Annotated in this window: 20 protein-coding genes and 2 riboswitches; of the genes, 9 read left to right on the top strand and 11 right to left on the bottom strand. The window is 39.5% G+C overall.

All coding sequences use genetic code 11. From position 1 onward, the window contains the following. The first annotated feature begins 108 nt into the window (after positions 1-108). The 3 genes from FHK88_RS11060 to FHK88_RS11050 all read left to right on the top strand — a co-directional run bounded on the left by FHK88_RS11060 (position 109) and on the right by FHK88_RS11050 (position 2,593). Complete coding sequence (locus FHK88_RS11060) at positions 109-441, top strand: YbaB/EbfC family nucleoid-associated protein (protein WP_227430803.1); 333 nt, start codon at positions 109-111, stop codon at positions 439-441. 103 nt (positions 442-544) lie between these two features. Beyond that, positions 545-1,138, top strand: a complete 594-nt coding sequence (gene recR / locus FHK88_RS11055; RefSeq protein ID WP_227430802.1) for a recombination mediator RecR — start codon at positions 545-547, stop codon at positions 1,136-1,138. 138 nt (positions 1,139-1,276) lie between these two features. Beyond that, positions 1,277-2,593 carry a ribonuclease D gene (locus tag FHK88_RS11050; protein WP_227430801.1) on the top strand — a complete coding sequence of 439 codons (1,317 nt, stop codon included), beginning with the start codon at positions 1,277-1,279 and terminating at the stop codon, positions 2,591-2,593. Positions 2,594-2,625: 32 nt separating this feature from the next. Here the strand turns inward: FHK88_RS11050 and FHK88_RS11045 are convergent, their stop codons facing one another. From FHK88_RS11045 to gcvT, 7 genes are all read right to left on the bottom strand, one after another. Next, positions 2,626-3,177: a surface-adhesin E family protein gene (locus tag FHK88_RS11045; RefSeq protein ID WP_227430800.1), complete on the bottom strand. Its 552-nt coding sequence runs from the start codon at positions 3,175-3,177 to the stop codon at positions 2,626-2,628. Positions 3,178-3,251: 74 nt separating this feature from the next. Further along, the gene (locus FHK88_RS11040) at positions 3,252-3,941 is read right to left on the bottom strand and encodes an esterase/lipase family protein (RefSeq protein ID WP_227430799.1); all 690 of its coding nucleotides are present in this window, start codon (positions 3,939-3,941) and stop codon (positions 3,252-3,254) included. After that, positions 3,942-4,352 carry a helix-turn-helix domain-containing protein gene (locus FHK88_RS11035; protein ID WP_227430798.1) on the bottom strand — a complete coding sequence of 137 codons (411 nt, stop codon included), beginning with the start codon at positions 4,350-4,352 and terminating at the stop codon, positions 3,942-3,944. It lies immediately after the preceding gene. Between the two features lie 1,079 nt (positions 4,353-5,431). Next, entirely contained in the window at positions 5,432-8,323 is a 2,892-nt protein-coding gene (gene gcvP, locus FHK88_RS11030; protein WP_227430797.1) for an aminomethyl-transferring glycine dehydrogenase, read from the bottom strand. Between the two features lie 36 nt (positions 8,324-8,359). Then, entirely contained in the window at positions 8,360-9,262 is a 903-nt protein-coding gene (locus FHK88_RS11025) for a nitroreductase family protein (protein ID WP_227430796.1), read from the bottom strand. A 152-nt stretch (positions 9,263-9,414) separates the two neighbouring features. Next, the gene (gene gcvH / locus FHK88_RS11020) at positions 9,415-9,795 is read right to left on the bottom strand and encodes a glycine cleavage system protein GcvH (protein WP_227430795.1); all 381 of its coding nucleotides are present in this window, start codon (positions 9,793-9,795) and stop codon (positions 9,415-9,417) included. Positions 9,796-9,867: 72 nt separating this feature from the next. Continuing rightward, positions 9,868-11,019 (bottom strand): glycine cleavage system aminomethyltransferase GcvT, encoded by a 1,152-nt coding sequence (gene gcvT / locus FHK88_RS11015; RefSeq protein WP_264480664.1) that lies wholly within the window; start codon positions 11,017-11,019, stop codon positions 9,868-9,870. A gap of 152 nt (positions 11,020-11,171) precedes the next feature. Then, positions 11,172-11,293: riboswitch (glycine riboswitch) on the bottom strand. A gap of 39 nt (positions 11,294-11,332) precedes the next feature. Next, a riboswitch (glycine riboswitch) is annotated at positions 11,333-11,440 on the bottom strand. 171 nt (positions 11,441-11,611) lie between these two features. Between gcvT and FHK88_RS11010 the strand changes: the two genes are divergently transcribed. From FHK88_RS11010 to FHK88_RS10985, 6 genes are all read left to right on the top strand, one after another. Beyond that, a complete protein-coding gene (locus FHK88_RS11010) occupies positions 11,612-11,932 on the top strand; it encodes a YcgL domain-containing protein (RefSeq protein ID WP_227430794.1) in 321 nt (106 codons plus the stop codon). 214 nt (positions 11,933-12,146) lie between these two features. Beyond that, a complete protein-coding gene (locus tag FHK88_RS11005) occupies positions 12,147-12,713 on the top strand; it encodes a hypothetical protein (protein ID WP_227430793.1) in 567 nt (188 codons plus the stop codon). A gap of 163 nt (positions 12,714-12,876) precedes the next feature. Next, a complete protein-coding gene (locus FHK88_RS11000; protein ID WP_227430792.1) occupies positions 12,877-13,728 on the top strand; it encodes an AAA family ATPase in 852 nt (283 codons plus the stop codon). A 9-nt stretch (positions 13,729-13,737) separates the two neighbouring features. Beyond that, positions 13,738-14,970 (top strand): vWA domain-containing protein, encoded by a 1,233-nt coding sequence (locus FHK88_RS10995; protein ID WP_227430791.1) that lies wholly within the window; start codon positions 13,738-13,740, stop codon positions 14,968-14,970. Between the two features lie 201 nt (positions 14,971-15,171). After that, positions 15,172-15,960: a DUF3944 domain-containing protein gene (locus tag FHK88_RS10990; protein ID WP_227430790.1), complete on the top strand. Its 789-nt coding sequence runs from the start codon at positions 15,172-15,174 to the stop codon at positions 15,958-15,960. 11 nt (positions 15,961-15,971) lie between these two features. Beyond that, complete coding sequence (locus FHK88_RS10985) at positions 15,972-16,880, top strand: hypothetical protein (RefSeq protein ID WP_227430789.1); 909 nt, start codon at positions 15,972-15,974, stop codon at positions 16,878-16,880. A 402-nt stretch (positions 16,881-17,282) separates the two neighbouring features. On the opposite strand, the gene FHK88_RS10980 is transcribed toward FHK88_RS10985, so the two are convergent. From FHK88_RS10980 to FHK88_RS10965, 4 genes are all read right to left on the bottom strand, one after another. Continuing rightward, positions 17,283-18,371: a hypothetical protein gene (locus FHK88_RS10980; protein ID WP_227430788.1), complete on the bottom strand. Its 1,089-nt coding sequence runs from the start codon at positions 18,369-18,371 to the stop codon at positions 17,283-17,285. A gap of 53 nt (positions 18,372-18,424) precedes the next feature. Then, positions 18,425-19,021, bottom strand: a complete 597-nt coding sequence (locus FHK88_RS10975; RefSeq protein WP_227430787.1) for a hypothetical protein — start codon at positions 19,019-19,021, stop codon at positions 18,425-18,427. Positions 19,022-19,318: 297 nt separating this feature from the next. Continuing rightward, positions 19,319-20,113, bottom strand: coding sequence for an ABC transporter ATP-binding protein (locus FHK88_RS10970; protein ID WP_227430786.1), 795 nt, complete (start codon positions 20,111-20,113; stop codon positions 19,319-19,321). Between the two features lie 46 nt (positions 20,114-20,159). Next, positions 20,160-21,056, bottom strand: coding sequence for an ABC transporter permease (locus FHK88_RS10965; RefSeq protein ID WP_227430785.1), 897 nt, complete (start codon positions 21,054-21,056; stop codon positions 20,160-20,162). Positions 21,057-21,075: the final 19 nt, after the last annotated feature.

Raw genomic sequence — 21,075 nt, 5'->3', positions numbered from 1 at the left:
ACAAGTCGCACATACAAGCAATGTTTACAATTGGCTTTTTACGGCAGTTTTTCGTTATAATAGCCATCAATCTTAAGATTATCTTTTATTATAAAACCAGAGGATACTATGAATATTCAAGCCTTGATGCAACAAGCACAAACCATGCAAAAGCAAGTCGAAGCCAATGTAGAAAAAGCTAAAAAAGAGCTTGCTAGCAAAGAAGTACAAGCTGAAGCGGGCAACGGCTTGGTTAAAGTGACCATGACAGGTCGTCATGTAGTAAAGCGTATTAGCATTGACCCAAGTTTGCTAGAAGATGAGCCTGATATGATTGAAGACTTGATTGCTGCTGCTATCAATGATGCAGTGCGACAGGCAGACGAGCTGTCAGATGCAACATTGGCACAAGCGACCAGTGGTATGGGTCTACCACCAGGTATGCAGGGACTATTTGGTTAGTCTTTGACTAGTTTATTATGGGGTAGGGTTGTGATATAGCAATACTGCCCTTTTTTATGCTGAATTCTTTATTAATTTGGTATCACAAAATAGAGGAATGCTCTTGCTGACGCAAAAGTTTGACAATCTTGTAAAGCAGTTACGTGTCTTGCCCGGTGTTGGGCAGAAAACTGCGCAACGTATGGCATTGCACTTATTGACGCAAAAACGTCCTCAAGGCATCGCCTTAGCACATGCGTTAGAGACAGCGATGCACGATATTATTGAGTGTCGGCGTTGTCACTCATTTAGTGATGAGGAAGTTTGTCCCATCTGCCAAGACCCACGCCGTGATGATAGTATCTTATGTGTGGTTGAGACGGCTGCTGATGTGATGGCGATTGAGCAAACAGCAGGTTTTCGAGGACGCTACTTTGTACTGGGTGGGCATTTATCACCTTTAGATGGGGTAAATGCTGATGATTTGAATATTGACCAGCTTATCTGGCGATTGAAACAAGAGCCTATTGAAGAGCTGATTTTGGCAACAGGAACGACTGTTGAGGGTCAGACAACAGCACATTTTATTTTAGAAGCCTCAAAAAGCCATGTCAGTAAGATTACTCGTATCGCTCAAGGTATTCCTATGGGGGGAGAGCTGGAGTATTTAGATAGTATGACTTTGACACAGGCACTACAAAACCGCTCTTTTCTATAGATGTTTTATTGATTGAGTGTATTGATAGCTATAACTGCATAACTATTGACATCTGTTGATATAGTTCTTATAGTCGAGTCTATATCTAATACACAGTGAGTACATGGAATGTGACTCTACTATACTAAGGAATGCACCGTGTCTTCTACATCAATCCCTGCAAGTCAGCCACCACCTTCTGATAAATCAAACAAACCCATGAAAGATAAAAAAATAGCCACAATTGATAACCCTAAATACTTGGCAGAATCTGCACATATACGCGAAACTCTACAGGCATCAGAGCAGTTGCCAGTTCATTGGGTGCGAAGTTTTGATGACTTGGAAAACTGTCTAGATGTACTTGAAACGTGTGAGCGTATCGCTTTGGATACCGAATTTATCAAACGTGATACGTATTATCCAAAGCTGGCATTGGTTCAGGTAAATACTGGCAAAGAGATTTATTTGATTGATGCACCCAAACTGGATTTGCGAGAATTTTGGGTTGTATTAGAAGAGATGCCATTGATGATATGGCATGCGTGCGGTGAAGATTTGGGTATTTTTTATCTATTGTCAGATTGCCCAGCATTAAAGAATGTGTTTGATACTCAGATAGCATTGTCTTATCTTACCGGTCAGCTACAGATGGGGTATCAGCAAGCATTGGCTCAAGAGCTTGCAGTTGCTATTGATAAAGAGCAAAGCCAGTCAGATTGGCTGGCACGTCCTTTGACTCATGAGCAAGAGCAATACGCCATTGATGATGTCCGTTACTTACTTGCCTTATATGATATTTTGATGGTGCAATTGCGTCAGCAAAATCTGGTTGATAAAGTAGAGGCCGATTGTCAGTTATACGCCCAAGAGCTTTATGAAATGGCAAATATTGAAGATGATGCAACGTATTTGGCAATGGCAGACTATCGTTATAGCAGTCAGCAGTTGGCGGTATTACAGGCAGTTTCTGCTTGGCGTGAGGCGTTGGCTCGAGCAACCAATCAACCACGGACGTTTATTTTACGAAAACAAGCAGTACGTGATGTGGTGATAGAAATGCCCAGCACCATGAAGCAGTTAAGCCATAAAACCGTGATGCACCGCAATGTACTACGTCTTTATGGTGAGGAATTATTGACTGTTATTCAAAATGCAAAGTCACTCAATGAAGCTGAGCAACCAGCTAGAATCCTACCACCTTACCGCTCTAAAGATAAGACCATTACCAAGGCTGTGCAGGCTGCAATTAATAGATATGAGCAGCAGACAGGGGTACCAGCAAATGTGCTGATGCGCAAAAAGTGGCTGAGCCAACTGTATGAAGTGGTCGCATTTGATTTACCCTTAGAGCAGTTACCTGAAGGATTACAAGGTTGGCGACAAGAATGGGTGGTGAATACCTTAATACCAGTCATTGAAGAGCATAAAGAAGAGCTGAAAACTGGCATGGGATTGTATAGCGATAATAAATAAGTTGCTATGCTCTCAACTTATATGGGTTTAGGCTAGTGTGTGGTATTTATGGCTATCCTATCTTCTATACTTAAATCCTTTAAGTAGCAGGCAACATCAGCACTATAATAAACCGCAGTATTTGGAGCTATCTGCTTAGGTACAGCTGGTGTGTCGTTGCTATTCATGTAGCGTTTTTTATCATTGTCTAAGGTGTAGGTAGCCTTGAGTATTTGGTAGGTGTGATTTTCACAGTCCACCAATAAATGGGTTAATATGGTTTTGATTGGAACATCAAATTTTAACATTAATGTTGCATTAATTGACTCATCAACAGGCATACCCTGCTTTAATTCTACTTTTTCCCAATAGTCTACTTTCGTGCTTTCTTTATTTTCTAAGTTTATATTTGATACATCAACAGATATGCTAGATTTGTCAGTCTCAAAAGCAAGTAGCCAAAGTGTCATTAACTCTGGCTCATTAGCTTGTATACTTTGAGTTTGAAAGTTGCGATAAGATGACAATGCAAGAACGATAGTGGAAAAAAGACCAATGAATATATATCTTCTATTAAGGTCATTTTTTTGAGACGGATGGTTCATAAAATCTTTTTTATGCAACGTCTGATAGTAGAATAATTTTATTATAGAGTTGAATTATATACATAGTGGCTAGTTTATAAAATTGTATCTCTATCAAACTCACCATGATTTAAAAAATAAATCGTCTGCTGTGCTACGTCTTTATCCATAAGCATACCAGTATGCGATACAGGTAAAATTAAATGATCAGTGGCATTAGGCAGGCGAGTTTCATATAAGAATACGCTACCATCATGCTGGCATTTTTCTTCATCAAGCAGTTGACGCTTGGCATAATCCTGCAAAAAGAACTGTCCTACACCTCGTGGTTTATTACCTGCAATTACCCCCAAACATACCTCATCAGCAAGTGCCGGTGTGTCACCATTTAATGCCCCTGTATAGGCTTGTCTAACCAAAGGTGAAAATAGATGCTTAACATAGTCAGCTGATACACTGCCCAAATGGGGTGTGCCAAGGGTGACACAACGTCCAATCTGCCACTGTGGATAGCGAGATAGAAAATCCCGAATCACCAAACCACCCAAGCTATGTCCCACTAAATTAATGGGGTCACGAGGGTGATGGTGTTGGCTAAGCCAGTTATTAAGCGATTGGCTATGGGTGTTGATGGAGTCTTTTAGACTGTAGTAACGGTGGCAATGGGTATAGAATCCTGCCTGTTGCAAGCGTTTTGCTAATGGTCGCATTACCCATGTGGTTTGGTGCAGACCGTGTAGTAGGATGGTTGTTTGGGTAGCTTTATCAGATCGTGGTTGGGTCATTTATGCACTTATTTTTTGTTTTAGTAAATTGATAGTTTCAGTTAATGATTGTATTTCCTTTTTTTGTTGTTCGATTAAATCATCTTTTAATTGAAGCATATTTTTTAAGTTATCTATTTCTGTATCTTGATGCTCTTGAATAAAATTAATACTATTACTGTTTTTGATATCATGACTACCATTCTCATTTGTCAAATAGACAACATTTTTTTCACCATGGGTCATCAGTTCGGTTGCACTAATACCAAATATATTGGCGATTTGCTCTAGTTTTGCTAAGGTTAGGCTGGTTTCTCCACACTCTATTTGAGCGTAGCCATTATGCGACATATTAAGGTTTAAAGCCATCTCTTCTTGAGTTAAATGGTTTGCTGTGCGTAATAAACGGATTTTTTGACTGACTTTTTCCATGTTAAGACCATTAAGTTTAAATTATCGACAGTTCATTGGATTGTCATTGTTATAATTAATCTAATAAAAATGTGGTAAATAAGCAAATAGCATCTACTATATAAATGTTAGCAACTCTACTATGTTTAGTTTATTTTTTGTATTTAATGTAATGTAATTTAATTAGTGGCTCCCTCGTAGCCATATTTGTTACCTTTTCCCATTGGATTTATAATTATTTTATCTTGAATTAATTACAGTAGAATCAAGATAAAGCGTGATTTGTTATCCTTACTTAGTACCTGTTTTCATAAATAATGTGTCTTACTATTTACTATGACTATGGTACGGACCTTTGAGTAGGTTTTAGGGTTTGTTAAACATTCATCTTCACAGGAAAAATTGAGATACTGATTTTAAAAACAGTGACTGAGTCAAGACAATGAGCTTAGGTAGCCTCTGTTAATAACAGCGGGATATTAGCAAGTTCATTAACGCACTGCTTATTCACATCAGAACTCAAATTCAGTTAATTTTTACATGAAAGTAAAAAGTAGCTGTCGTTTATAAATATCAGTCTAACAGGGTGAATATTCAACAGACCCTACAAAAGTGTTGGTAATACTGTTTGTATAAAGTGATGTTTTTAAGCTTTCTATAATTTGGTTATCCTTATATGATTAATCAGTAGTAGTTTTTATTGGTATTAGTCTATCTTATCATAAGCTAATGCCATAATGATAATAATATCTACTAAAGAAGTGATTTTTTATATAGTCAAAGAATACTAGGGTCTGTAGAACATTTATCTTTATAGGAAAAATTTAGCTACTTTTTACATGAAAGTAAAAATAGCTGTATCTCGTGTAGATTTTAGCCGAGCGGAGTAAACGTTCAACAGATCCTAGAACAGATATAGGGTAATTGAGTGCTGTTATTACAGCTATACAGAAAACGAGGTCCACACCATAGTTTATACTTAGACGTAATATGATGCGTAATTCTTACAGTTTGAGATTAATTATTACATAAAAAAAAGACACCTTTTGCGGTGTCTTTTTTATTAAAGGAATCATTGCAAAGTAAAAATATTTTAAATTCTACTCATAATTATCAATACTTGGGCAACTACACATCAAGTTTTTATCACCATAAACATCATCAATACGCCCAACTGATGACCAGAATTTATGCTGACGCACATACTCTAATGGGAAACTTGCCTCATCACGACTATAAGGGTGCGACCACTGCTCGCTAGCAATCACAAAAGCGGTATGTGGTGCATTGACCAATGGGTTGTCCTCAAGTGTCCAACCGTCCTCACCTTTTTGCACCTTTAACGCCTCTTGCTTAATTTGTTTCAGGGCAGAAATAAAGCGGTCAAGCTCTTCTTTTGACTCACTTTCGGTCGGCTCAATCATCAAGGTACCTGCCACAGGGAAACTCATGGTTGGAGCATGGAAACCATAATCCATCAAGCGTTTGGCGATATCGCTTTCACTAATGCCTGTTTGCTCTTTAAGTGGGCGAATGTCGATGATACATTCATGAGCCACTCGACCATTTTTACCCGTATAAAGCACAGGGTAGTCATCTTTAAGCTGACTGGCGATATAGTTGGCATTTAGCAGTGCCAATTTGGTCGCCTCAAGTAAGCCATCACGTCCCATCATAGTGATATACATATAGGAGATGGGCAGAATGCTTGCCGAGCCATACGGAGCAGAGGATACAGCGGTGCAGTCATTTTGAGCATTATGCACAGGGCTGACGCTATGGTTTGCCATAAATGGGGCAAGGTGCGACTTCATGCCGATAGGTCCCATGCCCGGACCACCGCCACCGTGTGGGATACAGAAGGTTTTGTGCAGGTTCATATGTAGCACGTCTGCCCCAACGTCGGCAGGTTGCATGATACCGACTTGAGCGTTCATATTTGCTCCGTCCATATACACTTGACCGCCATGTTTGTGGATTAGGTCGCAAATATCACGAATACCTTCCTCAAATACGCCATGCGTTGATGGGTAGGTAATCATTAATGCCCCTAATTGCTCGCTATGTTCCTCACATTTGGCGGTTAGGTCGTCCAAGTCCACATTACCATTATCATCGGTATTGACCACCACCACTTTCATGCCCATCATTTGAGCGGTGGCAGGGTTGGTTCCGTGTGCCGAACGTGGGATTAAGCAGATGTTACGCTCATTTTGCCCAAGTGATTCATGATAACGGCGAATGGCAAGCAAGCCTGCATATTCCCCAGACGCCCCAGAGTTGGGTTGCATAGAAATCTCATCAAAGCCAGTAATCGCTTTTAGTTGCTCTTGCAAGCCGTCAATCATGGCGATATAGCCTTTGACCTGCTCACGAGGGGCAAAGGGGTGCACATTGGCAAACTCATTCCAAGTAATTGGCAACATTTCGCTGGTAGCGTTGAGCTTCATGGTACAGCTACCCAATGAAATCATGCTACGGTTCATCGCCAAGTCTTTGTCCTCAAGCGATTTAAGGTAGCGGAGCATTTCATGTTCGGTATGATGAGAGTTAAACACAGGGTGGGTTAAAATCTCATCTTTGCGTAATAGCTCATCTGCTAATATGGTGCTGGCTTGCTCAGGTAAGCTATGCGATTTATTAACAAACAGTTGTGTTAGGATTTCAAAATCGGTTTGGTCGCTGGTTTCGCTAAAGGCGATTGCTAATTTGTCCGAACCAATTCGCCAGAGGTTATAGCCCACATTTTCGGCATTTTCAAAGATTTGTGTTGCCAGTTTTTCACTGCCACAATCCACCAAAACAGTATCAAAAAACTGCTGATGAACCACGTTTAAAGGAGCGTCAGTATTGTTAATCACTTCAGCAAAAGCACTGGCTAAAGCATGGATACGGTTGGCAATACGTTTTAGCCCAACAGGTCCATGATACACGGCATACATACCTGCTAAGTTTGCCAATAATACTTGTGAAGTACAGATGTTAGAATTGGCTTTTTCACGGCGGATATGTTGCTCACGAGTTTGCAGTGCCATACGTAGGGCAGTGTTACCTTGAGCGTCTTTGGATACCCCGATAATACGACCGGGGGCAGAACGTTTGGCTTTATCGCTAAAGGCAAAATAAGCGGCGTGCGGGCCACCAAAGCCCATTGGGATACCAAAACGCTGGGTGCTACCAAGTGCCACATCTGCCCCCATATCGGCAGGGGATTTTAGCAATACAAGGCTCATGATGTCGCTGGCGACGATGGCATAAGTTTTGTTTTCTTTTACCGCAGTGATGATATCAGTTAAATCAACCACATCACCTTCACGCCCAACATATTGGAACAATGCCCCAAAATAGTCGCCTGATTTGGCGGTTTCAAAGTCACCAACTACTACGTCCCAACCGAAATATTTGGCACGGGTTTTAATCACATCTAGGGTTTGTGGATAGACGCGTTCATCCACAAAAAACTGATTGGATTTACTTTTGCTCACTCGTTTTGCCATTGCCATTGCCTCGGCGGCGGCGGTGGCTTCATCAAGTAATGATGCCCCTGCCAACTCAAGCCCAGTTAAATCAATACACACTTGCTGAAAGTTTAACAATGCTTCAAGGCGACCTTGTGAGATTTCTGCTTGATAAGGGGTATAAGCGGTGTACCAACTTGGATTTTCTAATACGTTACGTTGAATGACCGCAGGCATACGTACAGGTGAATAGCCTTGTCCGATATAGCTTTTATTGACTGTGATATCATCTGCCATCGCCCGCAATTTGGCTAACGCATGGTGTTCACTGATAGCAGTTGGCAAATCAAGGGCTTTGTTCAGACGTACAGGGGCAGGCACAGTGGCATCAATAAAGCTATCCATATCGTCATAACCCGCCGCTTTTAGCAGTTCGGCTTGCTCGGCTGCATTTGAGCCTAAATGACGATGGATAAATTCACCTTCATTAAAAAGGTCTTGGAAATTATCAAAAGAGTGTTGCTGATTTTGCATAAAAATTCCTAGTTAGGTGGTGTTAATATGAATAAACTATACTTTTTTAACAAACTGACTTTGAGCAAAACGGAACTGCTCATGATAAATGCCTTTTTCGGCACGTTCCCCTGCACCAATCATCATCACAATATGGTGATTATCGCTAAGATTTAGTAACTTTTTCATCGCAGGCTCATCAAATCCGCCCATCGCACAGCTATCAAAACCATACGCTCGCAGTGCCAACATTAAATTTTCAGCAGCAAGGGAGGCGTTAATGCTTGCCCAGTTTTTGACATCATCACCATCATAGTATGGTGACTTCATTGGGCCTTTAAACTGGCGAAAGGCGGTGGTCATACCCCATTTTGCTACTGACAGCACATTGGCAGGGCCTCGTAAAAAGTCAATGGTCACTGCTTTGTTGTAATATTCTTTAACCATTTTGGGTACAGGCTGTTTGGGGTATTCACGCAAAATTTGCTTGGCATGTTTTCGCCAAGTGTCAGTGCGGGCAACTACTGCAATCAGTCTAGCAGCGGTTCGTGCAGCGTTTTGATTCATACAAATCTTGTTGGCTTTTTGACGTATGGTTGCTGAGTCAATGATATAAAATTCCCACGGTTGCAAGTTGCTAGAGTTGGGGGCAAGCATGGCAAGGCGTAGGCAGTCGTCTAGCACTTCATCAGAAATAGGGGTATCAGTAAAACGACGTACTGAACGCCGAGATTCTACCACTTGCTTAAATGCCTCAAGCTGTGGGGTATGATTGGGGGTGGCAAAATCACTGTTATTATCATTATTATTAGCACTGCTACTCTTGCTATCAGAGTTTTGAGAAGGTTGGCTGTTGCTATCAGTGCTATTTTTAGAATGGCTATCAGAAGATTGATTTTCTTTAAGAGTTTGTGAGGCAGTATTTGAAGTGTCTGGAGTATTTGCGGTCTGGTCACTCATAAATAATTCCTATATTTCCTGTGTTTGTTATCAGTTTTGCTGAAATAATAAAAACTTAAAGAAAATAAATATCTGCTTTAGGGGTAAGGGTTAGGCATAAAAATAGGTGTATTTTTATGCCTAATAAAATCTAAAAAGTTAACAAATAACTATTACAGCTCGTTTTGATACTCTTCAGCAGTCAATAAGCTTTCATAATCATCGACATTATCAGGTTTGATTTTAAAGAACCAGCCATCACCATAAGGGTCAGAGTTGATAATCTCTGGCTCATCTTCTAGTGATTCATTGATGGCGACAATTTCACCAGTAATCGGGGCATAAACGTCTGAGGCAGCTTTGACCGACTCAACAACAGCAACTTCATCATCAGCGGCAACGGTAGCACCTACTTCGGGCAGTTCCACATAGACGATGTCACCCAATAAGTCTTGGGCGTGTTCAGTAATACCAACGGTAATTGTACCGTCATCTTCTAGGCGTAACCACTCGTGGCTAGCAACGTATTTTAATTCGGCTGGGATATGGCTCATGGAACTCTCCTAATAAAAACATAAGGGTTAAATGGCTATAGTAGCCATTTCATTGGCTAAAAATCAATAAAATTAATCAAACTGCTTTTTACCATTTCTGACAAATGGCATTTTAATCACGCGTACATCGACAAATTTACCTTTGCCACGCAAATCAACTTGTACCGTATCGCTATCAACGCTGGCAGGAATACGTGCAATGGCAATGGATTGTTTTAGGCTTGGTGAGAATGTACCACTGGTAATAATACCTTGTTGCTGATTGTCTGTGTCTTGATTGTTATCTGAATTAATAGCAACGCTCATTCCCTCACGCAATACACCTTTGGACTCAAGCAATAAGCCAACTTGTTTCATCGCTGTGCCAGCCTCTTTTGCTTGTTTGCGTTTGCTCACCATTGCATCACGACCAACAAAATCTCTATCGTCTTTAAGAGCAAGTGTCCAAGCCATGCCACACTCATAAGGACTGATACTCTCGTCCATATCATGCCCATAAAGGTTCATGCCCGCTTCCATACGTAAGGTATCTCTTGCCCCAAGACCGCAAGGTTTCACGCCATTGTCTTGTAACAGGTTAAAAAACTCAATGGCATTATCTTTATGCAAAATTACTTCCACACCATCTTCGCCAGTATAGCCAGTTCGAGCAACAAACCAATCTTGCCCTTCAACATCAGTCAAATCATAACCGACAAATGGTTTCAGACTATCCAAAACGTCTGCCCAATTTGGCTTGGCTTGTTTTAGTTTTGCAATGGCGTTAGGACCTTGTACCGCAAGCATACCCAAGTCTGGGCGTTCGGTTAAGGTAACATCAAAGTCTTTTGCTACTTTTTCAAATTGTGCCAAATCTTTATCGCGAGTTGCTGCATTGGAGACGATACGATATTGAGTTTCTTCCTCATTCATACGATAAGTAATCAAATCATCAATCACCCCACCGTCGTCATTAAGCATGGCGGTGTATAAGGCTTTACCAACGGTACTGAGTTTTGCCACATCATTGGCAAGCAATTTTTGTAACCATGCTTTTGCTTCACTGCCTTCGATATCAGTCACTACCATATGTGACACATCAAACATACCTGCATCACTACGAACGGCTTCATGCTCCTCAATCTGTGAGCCATAATGAATGGGCAACTCCCACCCTGAAAAATCGACAATTTTACCACCTGCGTCTAGGTGAGCTTGATAAAAAGGGGTACGTTGTAGTGTCATAATCAAAGTCCTTTGTCAAAATTGAATATAAAGTCAGATGGTTGTGTTATAAGCATTTGTGTTAGGCACAAAAAAGGGCAAATAAAAGAAACTTTATCCAGCGCATAATACGAATAACGACTATGCGATTAATGGATAATGAGTTGCTTTTATTTGCCCTATCTGTCCTGAAACCTGAGATTTTCAAGTACTTAGCAAATGGTGATGGCTAAGTTCTCTTTGCCCCTTCGGTGGGTGTCTGGTCTGTCTGACACCGCTCTCCAGATTTGTCATTAAATGTTTACATATATTGGTCACAGTAATCAAAATGCTAATGAGTCTTTCAGTCCATTTACCTGAGCGATTGGCAGGGTGGATTGCGCCTTCGGTGGTCAATTATCCTCTATCATACTTGAGTTTGACACTCTCCTGAAAGACGCATTTATTATGAAAGGTAATCGGGTATTTTACAAGGGTAATTTACAGGGCAGTTGACAAGGAAAGTTTACCGACATGATTCTTTGATATCCAAAGTTGCGAGATACCCTTATAATAAACAATTTAATATTGACGTTTTTGATGTTGATAAGGTTAAGAAATAAAAGGAAGTGTGATGCACTGTGATGTTTATAAGTTCCCCAAGCATGATGAGATGTACGTTTATATTGCCCGTCCAGATTATCCTGATGATACTGAAGCGTTAAAAGACTGGCTGGGAGTATTGCCTAAAGAGTTGCGCCAAAGTTTGGGTGAGGGCAAATTTGTCATGCACTTAGACTTAGCAGAAACGCTAAAACTTGCTCGAGTAGATAAACAAGAAGTGTTGGATAAGCTATCTACGCAAGGCTATTTTGTGCAAACCCCACCGCAAGATGTGCTAAAACGTCAAGCTGAGCTGCGTGCGAGAGAAGCACAAGATAAAAAGTATGATTAAAGGCTGTTGAACGTACCAAGTGTCAAAAGTAGGGTATGAGCTAGGCTACGCATTTTGATGTCATCGTGATAAAATGCAGATTCTAAAGATAAAAAGTTTATGGGGTGGTGGGTAATATATGCTGTTATATTTCCCTTGCTTGGTTAAAGTACAGCACATTTTTTTTCAAAACCTGTAAACTTTTTATGATTCTTTTATTTTGTCAGAGTAGCGCATGGATTGGTTAAGTGATATTGTTAAAAGTCTACCACTAGATACCATTAGTGATTGGTTAAGTGATGTGACAATACGGTGGAGTCATCTGGTACAAGATGTCCCCCCTGAGATGCTTCCGATGTATGCCTATGTTGGCTTTTCGGTTGTTGTACTTATTCTGTGGTTGTTGGTTGCCCGTGTTTTGCCACGTCCATTTGGTGGTATGAGTTGGATAGCAGTATTTGCCGTATTGTTAACTCCGGGGATGGCGTTGGGCGATTCAGGTGAAGTTGCACCTGCCAGTATGGGGGTTGTTTATGGCATACTCATGAAAGACATGGGTCTGGCTTTAAGTAGTCTCATTCCAATTTTAGTGGTATTTTCAGTCGGGTTAGCACTTGGGTTTATTTGGACACTCATTAAAAGTTTGGTGCAATCTAAAATGGAAGAAGCACGCCTACAAGCAGCCCAAGATGAAAAAGCACAAATGCAGCTTGCAACAGGTAACTACATAGATCCAACCTCTGATGAAGTATTAAAAGATACACAGCAGCCACTTATTAAAACACCCAAAAATCAAAAATAGCATCATATTTTTGACTTATGATAAACAAAAGACACTTTAAGGTGTCTTTTTTTATCGGTACACTAAAGCCATTCATTGTTAAAACCTGCAAAATAAAACAGTTATTTAATACTGTTACACTTCATGACTTTAATTTAGGGATATTAAATTTAGGAATTATTGTATGACAACTCAAAAAAACTTTCAGGGTACCTCATCATATATCGCTACCGATGACTTACAACTGGCGGTTAATGCTGCCATGACCCTACAAAAGCCGCTACTTATCAAAGGTGAGCCGGGGACAGGTAAGACACTACTTGCCGAAGAAGTGGCAAAAAGTCTGGATATGCCACTGATTACTTGGCACATCAAATCGACCACCAAAGCAGAGCAAGGCTTATATGAATATGATGCGGTATCTCGCTTGCGTGACTCTCAGCTTGGTGATGATAAGGTTTATGACATTAATAACTACATCAAACCCGGTAAATTATGGGAAGCCTTTACCAGTGAAAAACGCAGTGTGCTACTGATTGATGAGATTGATAAAGCTGATATTGAATTTCCCAATGACTTATTGCATGAGCTGGATAAAATGTCGTTTTATGTATATGAGACGGGGGAGACCATTCATGCTGAGCAACGCCCTGTAGTGATTATCACTTCAAATAATGAAAAAGAGCTACCCGATGCGTTTTTACGCCGTTGTTTTTTCCACTACATCGATTTTCCTGATGAGCAGACCATGCGTCAAATCATTGATGTGCATTTCCCCAATATTCAAGAAAAACTGGTCAATGATGCCCTAGATTTATTTTATAAATTGCGTAGTGTACAAGGGCTAAAAAAACTACCTTCAACCTCAGAGCTGGTCGATTGGCTGACTTTATTACTTGCTGATGATATGGCACAAGAGGAGCTAGAAGAGAATCTACGTGGTGAAAAATCCATTCCACCATTGTATGGGGCATTACTAAAAAATGAAGCGGATGTGAGTTTGTTGCAACGCTTTGCGAATATGATGCGTCGTTAGGGTTTTATTATGTTTATAAAACTATTTTATACCTTGCGGACTTATGATGTGCCAGTAACCACCCGTGAATTACTGGATTTAAACGCTGCATTAGAGCAGGGGTTGATGATGCAACCTCATCCTGAATGTCCTGATGACCCCAATATGCGTACCTTTGCCAGTCGTGAAGGTATGTATCGGCTGATAAAGCTATGTATGGTCAAAGATGAGCGTCATTTTGATAAATTTGACCGAGCCATGGCGGATTATTTTGATGGGGTGGATAGCCTAGATATTGATGAATTAATGGCAAAATTAACCCATATTCCGCAAGAGTGGCTAGAGCTAAAACTTGACCCTAAAAACCTCACCGAAGAGCAACGCCGTTTGCTCAAAAAATATGGTTCACTTGAAGAGCTGATGAAAGCGTTAGAAGAGCGACTCAAAGAGCAAAAAGAGCGCCATCAAGGTGGTAGTAAATGGGTCGGTACAGGGGGAACGTCACCTTTTGGTGCTTATGGTGACCACCCAGAAGGCGTGCGAGTCGGCGGAGAGTCTCGCAAACGCAGTGCGGTGAAAGTATGGGAACAGCGTAAATATCGCAACCTTGATGATGATAATCTGCTTGGCACTCGTCAGCTACAAATGGCACTGCGTAACCTGCGTCAGTTTGCCCGTACAGGCAGTGCCGATGAGTTAGACATTCATGAGACCATCAAACGTACCGCCAAAAAAGGTATTTTAGACATTCATATGCAACCCGAGCGGCGTAATCGGGTCAAAGTGCTGATGTTGTTTGACATTGGTGGCAGTATGGATATTCATATTGATGCGCTAGAAAAATTGTTTTCAGCTGCCAAAAATGAGTTTAAAACTTTAGAGTTTTTCTATTTCCATAATTGCCTATATGAGTATGTATGGAAAGATAATAATCGCCGTCATAATGAACGCATACCAACGATAGAGCTACTCAATAAATATGGGCGCGAATATCGAGTGATATTTGTTGGTGATGCGTCTATGTCGCCTTATGAGCTATTTTCAGTGGGCGGTAGTGTGGAATATATGAATCCAGAGGCTGGCATTGTTTGGCTAAAACGGGTGCTAGAACACTTTGATAAAGTAGCATGGCTGAATCCTGAAAACCCCGAGTATTGGGGCTATACACAAACCATTGTTGAGATTAAAAAGCTATTTGAGGGGCATATGTACCCGATGAGTCTGCATGGCGTAGAGGAGATGACAGGGTATTTAGCGAGGTAGGATTTATATAATGATTGATTTGTATATGTTTTTTAAGTAAACTTTTTGTAAAGGCATTTATCTATTGATATTAAGTAATGAAATTGTAAGAATCATCTTTTATAAATTTTATAAGAAGTACTAGTCTGTATTTATGAGAAATATAATGAGTGTTTTCTAATTTTTTAATTATCAATGTGTTTTTATTTGGTAGGAGCTTATATGGCTGAAAAATCAAAATTTCGTAAAGATAGTGACTTAGGGTTTTTACAAGATGCAGATTGGCAGGATTTAAAAGTACTAGCTAGTATATTAATTAATGATTTTGATGGAAAGCAGAGAAGAAGCCAAAACTTACAATCAAAACTTCAACGTAATAAAGATGAATATGGATATACAGAACCTGATTTATATGAGAAAAGTTGGAAAGATATAGCAGGGGAGTTACAGCTATTCGGTGGTGATACTATAGTTAATACTACACGGAGAAAAGGTGTATTGTATAAAGAGATAGTAAAGGATGTTGCAAAAAAAATAAATGCTAATAAAGAAAGTTCAGCTAATAATACAGTTGAGGATATTGAGAAGAATATTTTAATGGAAGTGTTTGGAGAGATTCCAAACAAAATAGATCTGGATTTATTAGAAGCTAAATTAAAAGAAAAAGGTTATTTAGGGCTTTGGGCTATAAAAGGAGATCCTATAAAATTTATTAAACATAATATAAATAAAGAAAGAATATTAAGTGGTGTAAGTGGTGTAAATGGTGCAATAGGTTTGGGGAAAGTAGTGAAGTATACTAAATATGTTAAATATACTAAACATGTCAAATCAATGGCTTTTGCTGGTAGAGCTTTTGCCTCGACTGCTACTGTATCACCACTTGGTATAGCATTTGGTACAGCACTTTTGGCAAAAGATATTACATCTCCTGCTTATCGGGTTACAATTCCAGCAGTATGTATTATTGCTATTATGCGTATCAAGCATAAACCAAAAAATGAATTTTAGGGAAGATAAAAATGGAACAAGTGATTTTAACTTATGATATAGATAGATTTACAAGTACTTTAATAGCAGCTATAGAAAATAATGAAGTTATTATTAGAGATGGTGTTGCTTATTGGAAAGCAGGATTAGGTAAATCAGGAATTATTCAACATATACCTTTTAAAGAAATTAGCATTAGTTCAGATTCTTTTGTTCAAACTTTAGGGACACTACAGAATACTATCCAAAATACTATTGTAGCTACACAAGCGGTTTCAACAGGTAGTCTTATGATTGCTACTATTATTCAAACACAACTTTTAAGCAAAAAAATCGAGGTTGTAAATAAAAATATATCTGAGGTATCACAAAAGATAGATGAGCAAAATATTGTATTTTACCTTAATAAATTTAGCGAATATTTAGCTATTGTACAAAGCTTACAAACTATTTTAAATTCAGATAGAAACCATATAGATGTAATTGAGTTTTTAGCTAATAATATATTGGCAGAGTCTATAAAATCAAAAAATAATATGGTTTCGTTCACAAAAAGCCTAATATATTTTGTGGATTCTAACAGCATACAAGATCAAAATCACTTAATATTAGTAATGAAATTTATCCAGCATATTATGGAGTTACTACCAGTTGGAATGAATCTTGAGTTTATTCTTTCACATCGTCTTAAACAAGAGGTTTTTTCTCAACATCTAATTGAAGATAGCTATCAAAAATATTCAGTCTTACTAAGTGACTACCGCAATTATCTTAATAAAATAAATAATAAAATAAAATATTTTGAGGTAAATGAAAAAGACCATCAATACTTTAATAATATTAAAGAACCAGCAAAAGAATTAATAAAAAGTGATATTGTGAAAGAGCTTTTAGAAATACCTGCTAAAGAAAAGCTATCTTATACAGCTTTTGCTGAATAAGTGTGTAACTATATATGTTTATTTTGAGTAAAAATATTAACTTAGCTATATTTGATATATGCAACTTATCTTAAATTTAAGCAATAAAAATCATTAATAAGATAGGTTGGTATATCATAGATATAGTCAAAATATAGTTAACGATCTTGATAATTGCTACGGTGTTAGGAAAGTCTGCTGTACAACCATACTATTTGCACTCTTCTGCCTTAATACCAGTTTATAACTTTGCTTATAGTTCATTCAAGTCAAAGAGCCACTACATGGTGATGATGTTGTTCTCATTGCTACACAGCCATATTATTAGTATGTATTTGTTCTTCCTAATTAGGTAGTAGGGTAGGGACTGCTTATCAGCCCCACCGTATGATAGACCTAACGACCAGAATAAATGCATGTACGTTATGATGCGCTAAAGATCGTTTCTATACCATTCATGACACGTGTCACGATATTGCCATAAATGGTTTTTGGTGTGGCATCATTTTGTGTTTCTTTAGCGATGATTTCTGGTTGATGTGGCGTAAATTCTTGATTGGTATTAAAGCGAGCAGATAGATAAGTTTCGATAAAACCATGATTTTGTGAATCATTTTGTTTCTGTACAGCTGATTCCCAGAAGTAAGCACTAAGAGACTCACCGTTAGCAAAGATGGCATTAAAGTTGGCAGTCATTGGATTGCCCCCTTGTTTGGTATGCCAGCGATAGACAGCCAGATCGTCCTTATTGGTAATATAGCTAGCGCTAGGTGTGGTCGCTGCTACATTAGCAACCCCAACGACGCTGAGATTATTTGCTAAGTGAGTACTCACTTGTGGGTCTTGTGCCAGCTGAGCATAGATACCTTGCACCACATAGTTCCCCTGAGAATGGGCAACAATTACCACTTTTTCACCGGCTAGTAGAGATTTTTTTACTTCTTTTGCTAGCATTTGATAATGACCAATGGCACGATTACCCGCTTTATGAATAAAGTTAAATGAAGAGTAATCTTGTGCTTGATAAGCTTGATTTGCCTTATGTATTTCCTGATTAAAAATGGCTCGGCGCAGTATCTCTAGATCGGCTGCATCATATTGATTGTTTTGATTTTCTTCAGCAAGTCTGGCTTCAGTTGCTGCTAGCGCTTCTTTTTGGATGCCTGCTTGAGCAGATAGTTCATAGATATCACCCATATATGGGTCAGTTGGGTTATATAAGGTACGTAAGTGTACCTGTTGGTTATTGACTAATTGTAAGAAGTCAGGATTGTTTTTAAGACGCTCAAATAAGGCAATAGCAGAAGTCTGGCTTTGAATATCTGTATTAAAGATGCCATTTAAAAAGTATACTGAAACAGGGGGCTGTTGTGATTGATTCAGAATCTGATGAGTATTTGTTGTATTGACAGCATTTCCTGATTCTGTGGCATATGCAGATGACAAACAAAGTGGAACTAGAAGAGAGCAGTATAGTGCTGTACGAGTGATAGATTTATAGTGAAGTTGCATAGCAAGTTCCTTTTGCAATTAAAGAAAGTAGAGGTTGACGTGTAGAATAGTGATTATTCTATCACATTTTGACAGGGATTGATGGCATTACCTTGACTGTCGATAGATATTTCTGTGCTAACGGGGGGAATATAATTAGCTAAGCCATTTTTAAAAGTCTGCATACGCTCTGGTGTATCAAATGTTAAGGATTTAATCAGATTCTGATCAGACTGGGTAAGGTTAATAGTTGTGCAGTCATAGCGTTGGCTAATTGCTACGGCATCTTGGCTAGGGTTATCTAAATAAGACTGTAAAATTGCTGCACCAGCTAAAGCACTTTGTAGCTCACTATTGTCGCTGTATCGTTTTTGAATGAGGTGGCGCACTTCTGGACGAACAAAAGAAGGTGTTTGTGACTTAATTTGCTCGTTGGTTATAGCAGGCGTATTATTTGGTGGTATTACGGGATTTTCATTTTGTTGTTGGTTTGGTGAGTTAAGAGTAGGGCTATTATTTTCGGGTGAGCTAGTAGCGGTTTTAGGTATCTGGCTATTGGTTGCAGAAGGTGCTTGCTTCTGGCTTGAGACACATCCATATAGCAGAGCAATGACTAGCAATAAAAAGGCAATAGCGATAGCCATAATCGTACGGGAAGAAAGTGCTGACATGATAAAATATCCTTATAAAATGAGTTCCTTTGCTAATGCTTAGGGCCATTGAACCTTATTTGAGTGTGAATATCAATAATTAATCATTGGGTATCTATCATCTAACCTAGATACCATTGGCTGTAGAGTGACCAAACGGTTACAATGGTTGTTTTTATTACTTTTTTGTCACCTTGTATCCGTTTGGGTCTTCAGTGATTATCTATTAGGGTTTGTTATAGACAGTTGTATATAGAACCAGCCAGACTATGAGCAAAATATAATGTTTAGTGATGTGACCTTTTGAGCCAAATCAGCTTAACTCAAAATCAAACTGTCATCTGTGACCTTTTCACCACGTGTCTGCTCAAACATATTGAGCAAATCACGCACCGTCATACCCTTGCGTTCTTCCCCTGACACATCTAGCACCACCTGACCTTGATGGAGCATGACTGTACGTGTGCCATGAGCTAAGGCTTGCTGCATTGAGTGGGTGACCATCATGGTAGTCAGCCCATTGTCTTGGACAATTTTGTCGGTCAAATCAAGCACAAAGGCGGCTGTTTTGGGGTCTAAGGCAGCGGTGTGTTCATCAAGCAGTAAGATTTTGGAGGGTTGCAATGATGCCATCAGTAGACTTACCGCTTGGCGTTGTCCGCCAGATAATAAGCCCATACGGTCAGATAAACGATTTTCCAATCCTAACTTTAATATCGACAGTTTTTCTTTAAACAGCTCACGATTATCATGATTAAGGGCAAATTTTAAGCCACGTTTACCACCACGTTTGTATGCCAATGCCATATTTTCTTCAATGGTCAATGCCTCACACGTGCCTGCCATGGGGTCTTGGAATACCCGAGCGACCCAGTTTGCCCGTTGATAAGCAGACTTTTTGGTGACATCAATGCCATTAAGCAGGATTGAGCCACTATCGACCCGAATCGTCCCACTGACCGCATTTAAAAAGGTAGATTTCCCTGCACCATTTGTACCGATAACAGTGACAAATTCCCCCTCACTGATATTAAGACTGATACCTCGTAGGGCAGGGTTTTCGATGGGTGTGCCACGATTAAAAGTTAATCGTAAATCATTGGCTTGCATCATGGTCGTGTTTCCTTATATTGCTGTGATTGCTGTTGGATAGTTGCTGTTATTTGCCTTTGTGCGATAAGATTTTGGCTTTTATTTGTGGTAATACCAAAGCAATCACCACCAGTAATGCAGTCACCAAATTTAAATCTTGTGAGCCAAAGCCTATGCTTCGCAATAAATCACTTGATAGGGCAATCTGAATAAACAGTTTGTATAAAAACGCCCCAACAATCACCGCTAAAGTAATCAACCAAATACGCTTGGCAGGGATAATCGTTTCACCAATAATCACCGCTGCCAAACCAATGACAATCGTACCAATACCAATGGAAATATCTGCCCCACCTTGCGTCTGCACAAATAATGCACCACCCAAAGCAATTAACGCGTTAGAGATTGCCATACCCAAAATGGTCATCCATGAGGTATTAATCCCTTGAGCTTGTGCCATACGCAGATTTGAGCCAGTCGCTCGCATGGACAAACCTGACTCGGTACTAAAAAACCAATCTAAAAACAGCTTGGCAATGAGTACCACCACGCCAACCACCACACAACGTACCCAAAACCCATTGCCATCAGCAATAAAAGGGCTAAATACTGTCTGCTCTCCCAATAAAGGTAAATTTGGTGCTCCCATGATACGTAAATTAACCGAATACAATGCCACCATCACCAAAATACTGGCAAGTAATTGCAAAATACCCAATTTAACATGTAACCAAGCGGTGACTACCCCAGCGGCTGCCCCTGCCATTGCCCCATAAAAACAGGCAAGCCATGGATTGACACCTGCAACAATGGCAACACCTGCCACTGCACCGCCTAAAGGGAAACTACCGTCTGCCGTTAAATCAGGAAAATCAAGGATTCGAAAAGAGATAAGCACACCGAGGGCAACCAGTCCATAGATAAGCCCACTTTCTAACGCACCAAAAAAACCAATTAAAGTCATAGTCAATTAAAACTTATTA

Origin of the sequence: Psychrobacter sp. I-STPA6b, from assembly GCF_020662265.1 — a bacterium.
GTDB lineage: Bacteria > Pseudomonadota > Gammaproteobacteria > Pseudomonadales > Moraxellaceae > Psychrobacter.
The sequence above is the reverse complement of the archived record's forward strand: the minus strand, read 5'-3'. Positions and strand labels throughout refer to the sequence as shown.

Coding starts and splice junctions, on each gene's coding strand:
- FHK88_RS11060 (WP_227430803.1), top strand. CDS start 109: ATGAATATTCAAGCCTTGATGCAACAAGCACAAACCATGCAAAAGCAA.
- FHK88_RS11045 (WP_227430800.1), bottom strand. CDS start 3,177: ATGAACCATCCGTCTCAAAAAAATGACCTTAATAGAAGATATATATTC.
- FHK88_RS11040 (WP_227430799.1), bottom strand. CDS start 3,941: ATGACCCAACCACGATCTGATAAAGCTACCCAAACAACCATCCTACTA.
- FHK88_RS11035 (WP_227430798.1), bottom strand. CDS start 4,352: ATGGAAAAAGTCAGTCAAAAAATCCGTTTATTACGCACAGCAAACCAT.
- gcvP (WP_227430797.1), bottom strand. CDS start 8,323: ATGCAAAATCAGCAACACTCTTTTGATAATTTCCAAGACCTTTTTAAT.
- FHK88_RS11025 (WP_227430796.1), bottom strand. CDS start 9,262: ATGAGTGACCAGACCGCAAATACTCCAGACACTTCAAATACTGCCTCA.
- gcvH (WP_227430795.1), bottom strand. CDS start 9,795: ATGAGCCATATCCCAGCCGAATTAAAATACGTTGCTAGCCACGAGTGG.
- gcvT (WP_264480664.1), bottom strand. CDS start 11,019: ATGACACTACAACGTACCCCTTTTTATCAAGCTCACCTAGACGCAGGT.
- FHK88_RS11010 (WP_227430794.1), top strand. CDS start 11,612: ATGCACTGTGATGTTTATAAGTTCCCCAAGCATGATGAGATGTACGTT.
- FHK88_RS11005 (WP_227430793.1), top strand. CDS start 12,147: ATGGATTGGTTAAGTGATATTGTTAAAAGTCTACCACTAGATACCATT.
- FHK88_RS11000 (WP_227430792.1), top strand. CDS start 12,877: ATGACAACTCAAAAAAACTTTCAGGGTACCTCATCATATATCGCTACC.
- FHK88_RS10995 (WP_227430791.1), top strand. CDS start 13,738: ATGTTTATAAAACTATTTTATACCTTGCGGACTTATGATGTGCCAGTA.
- FHK88_RS10990 (WP_227430790.1), top strand. CDS start 15,172: ATGGCTGAAAAATCAAAATTTCGTAAAGATAGTGACTTAGGGTTTTTA.
- FHK88_RS10985 (WP_227430789.1), top strand. CDS start 15,972: ATGGAACAAGTGATTTTAACTTATGATATAGATAGATTTACAAGTACT.
- FHK88_RS10980 (WP_227430788.1), bottom strand. CDS start 18,371: ATGCAACTTCACTATAAATCTATCACTCGTACAGCACTATACTGCTCT.
- FHK88_RS10975 (WP_227430787.1), bottom strand. CDS start 19,021: ATGTCAGCACTTTCTTCCCGTACGATTATGGCTATCGCTATTGCCTTT.
- FHK88_RS10970 (WP_227430786.1), bottom strand. CDS start 20,113: ATGATGCAAGCCAATGATTTACGATTAACTTTTAATCGTGGCACACCC.
- FHK88_RS10965 (WP_227430785.1), bottom strand. CDS start 21,056: ATGACTTTAATTGGTTTTTTTGGTGCGTTAGAAAGTGGGCTTATCTAT.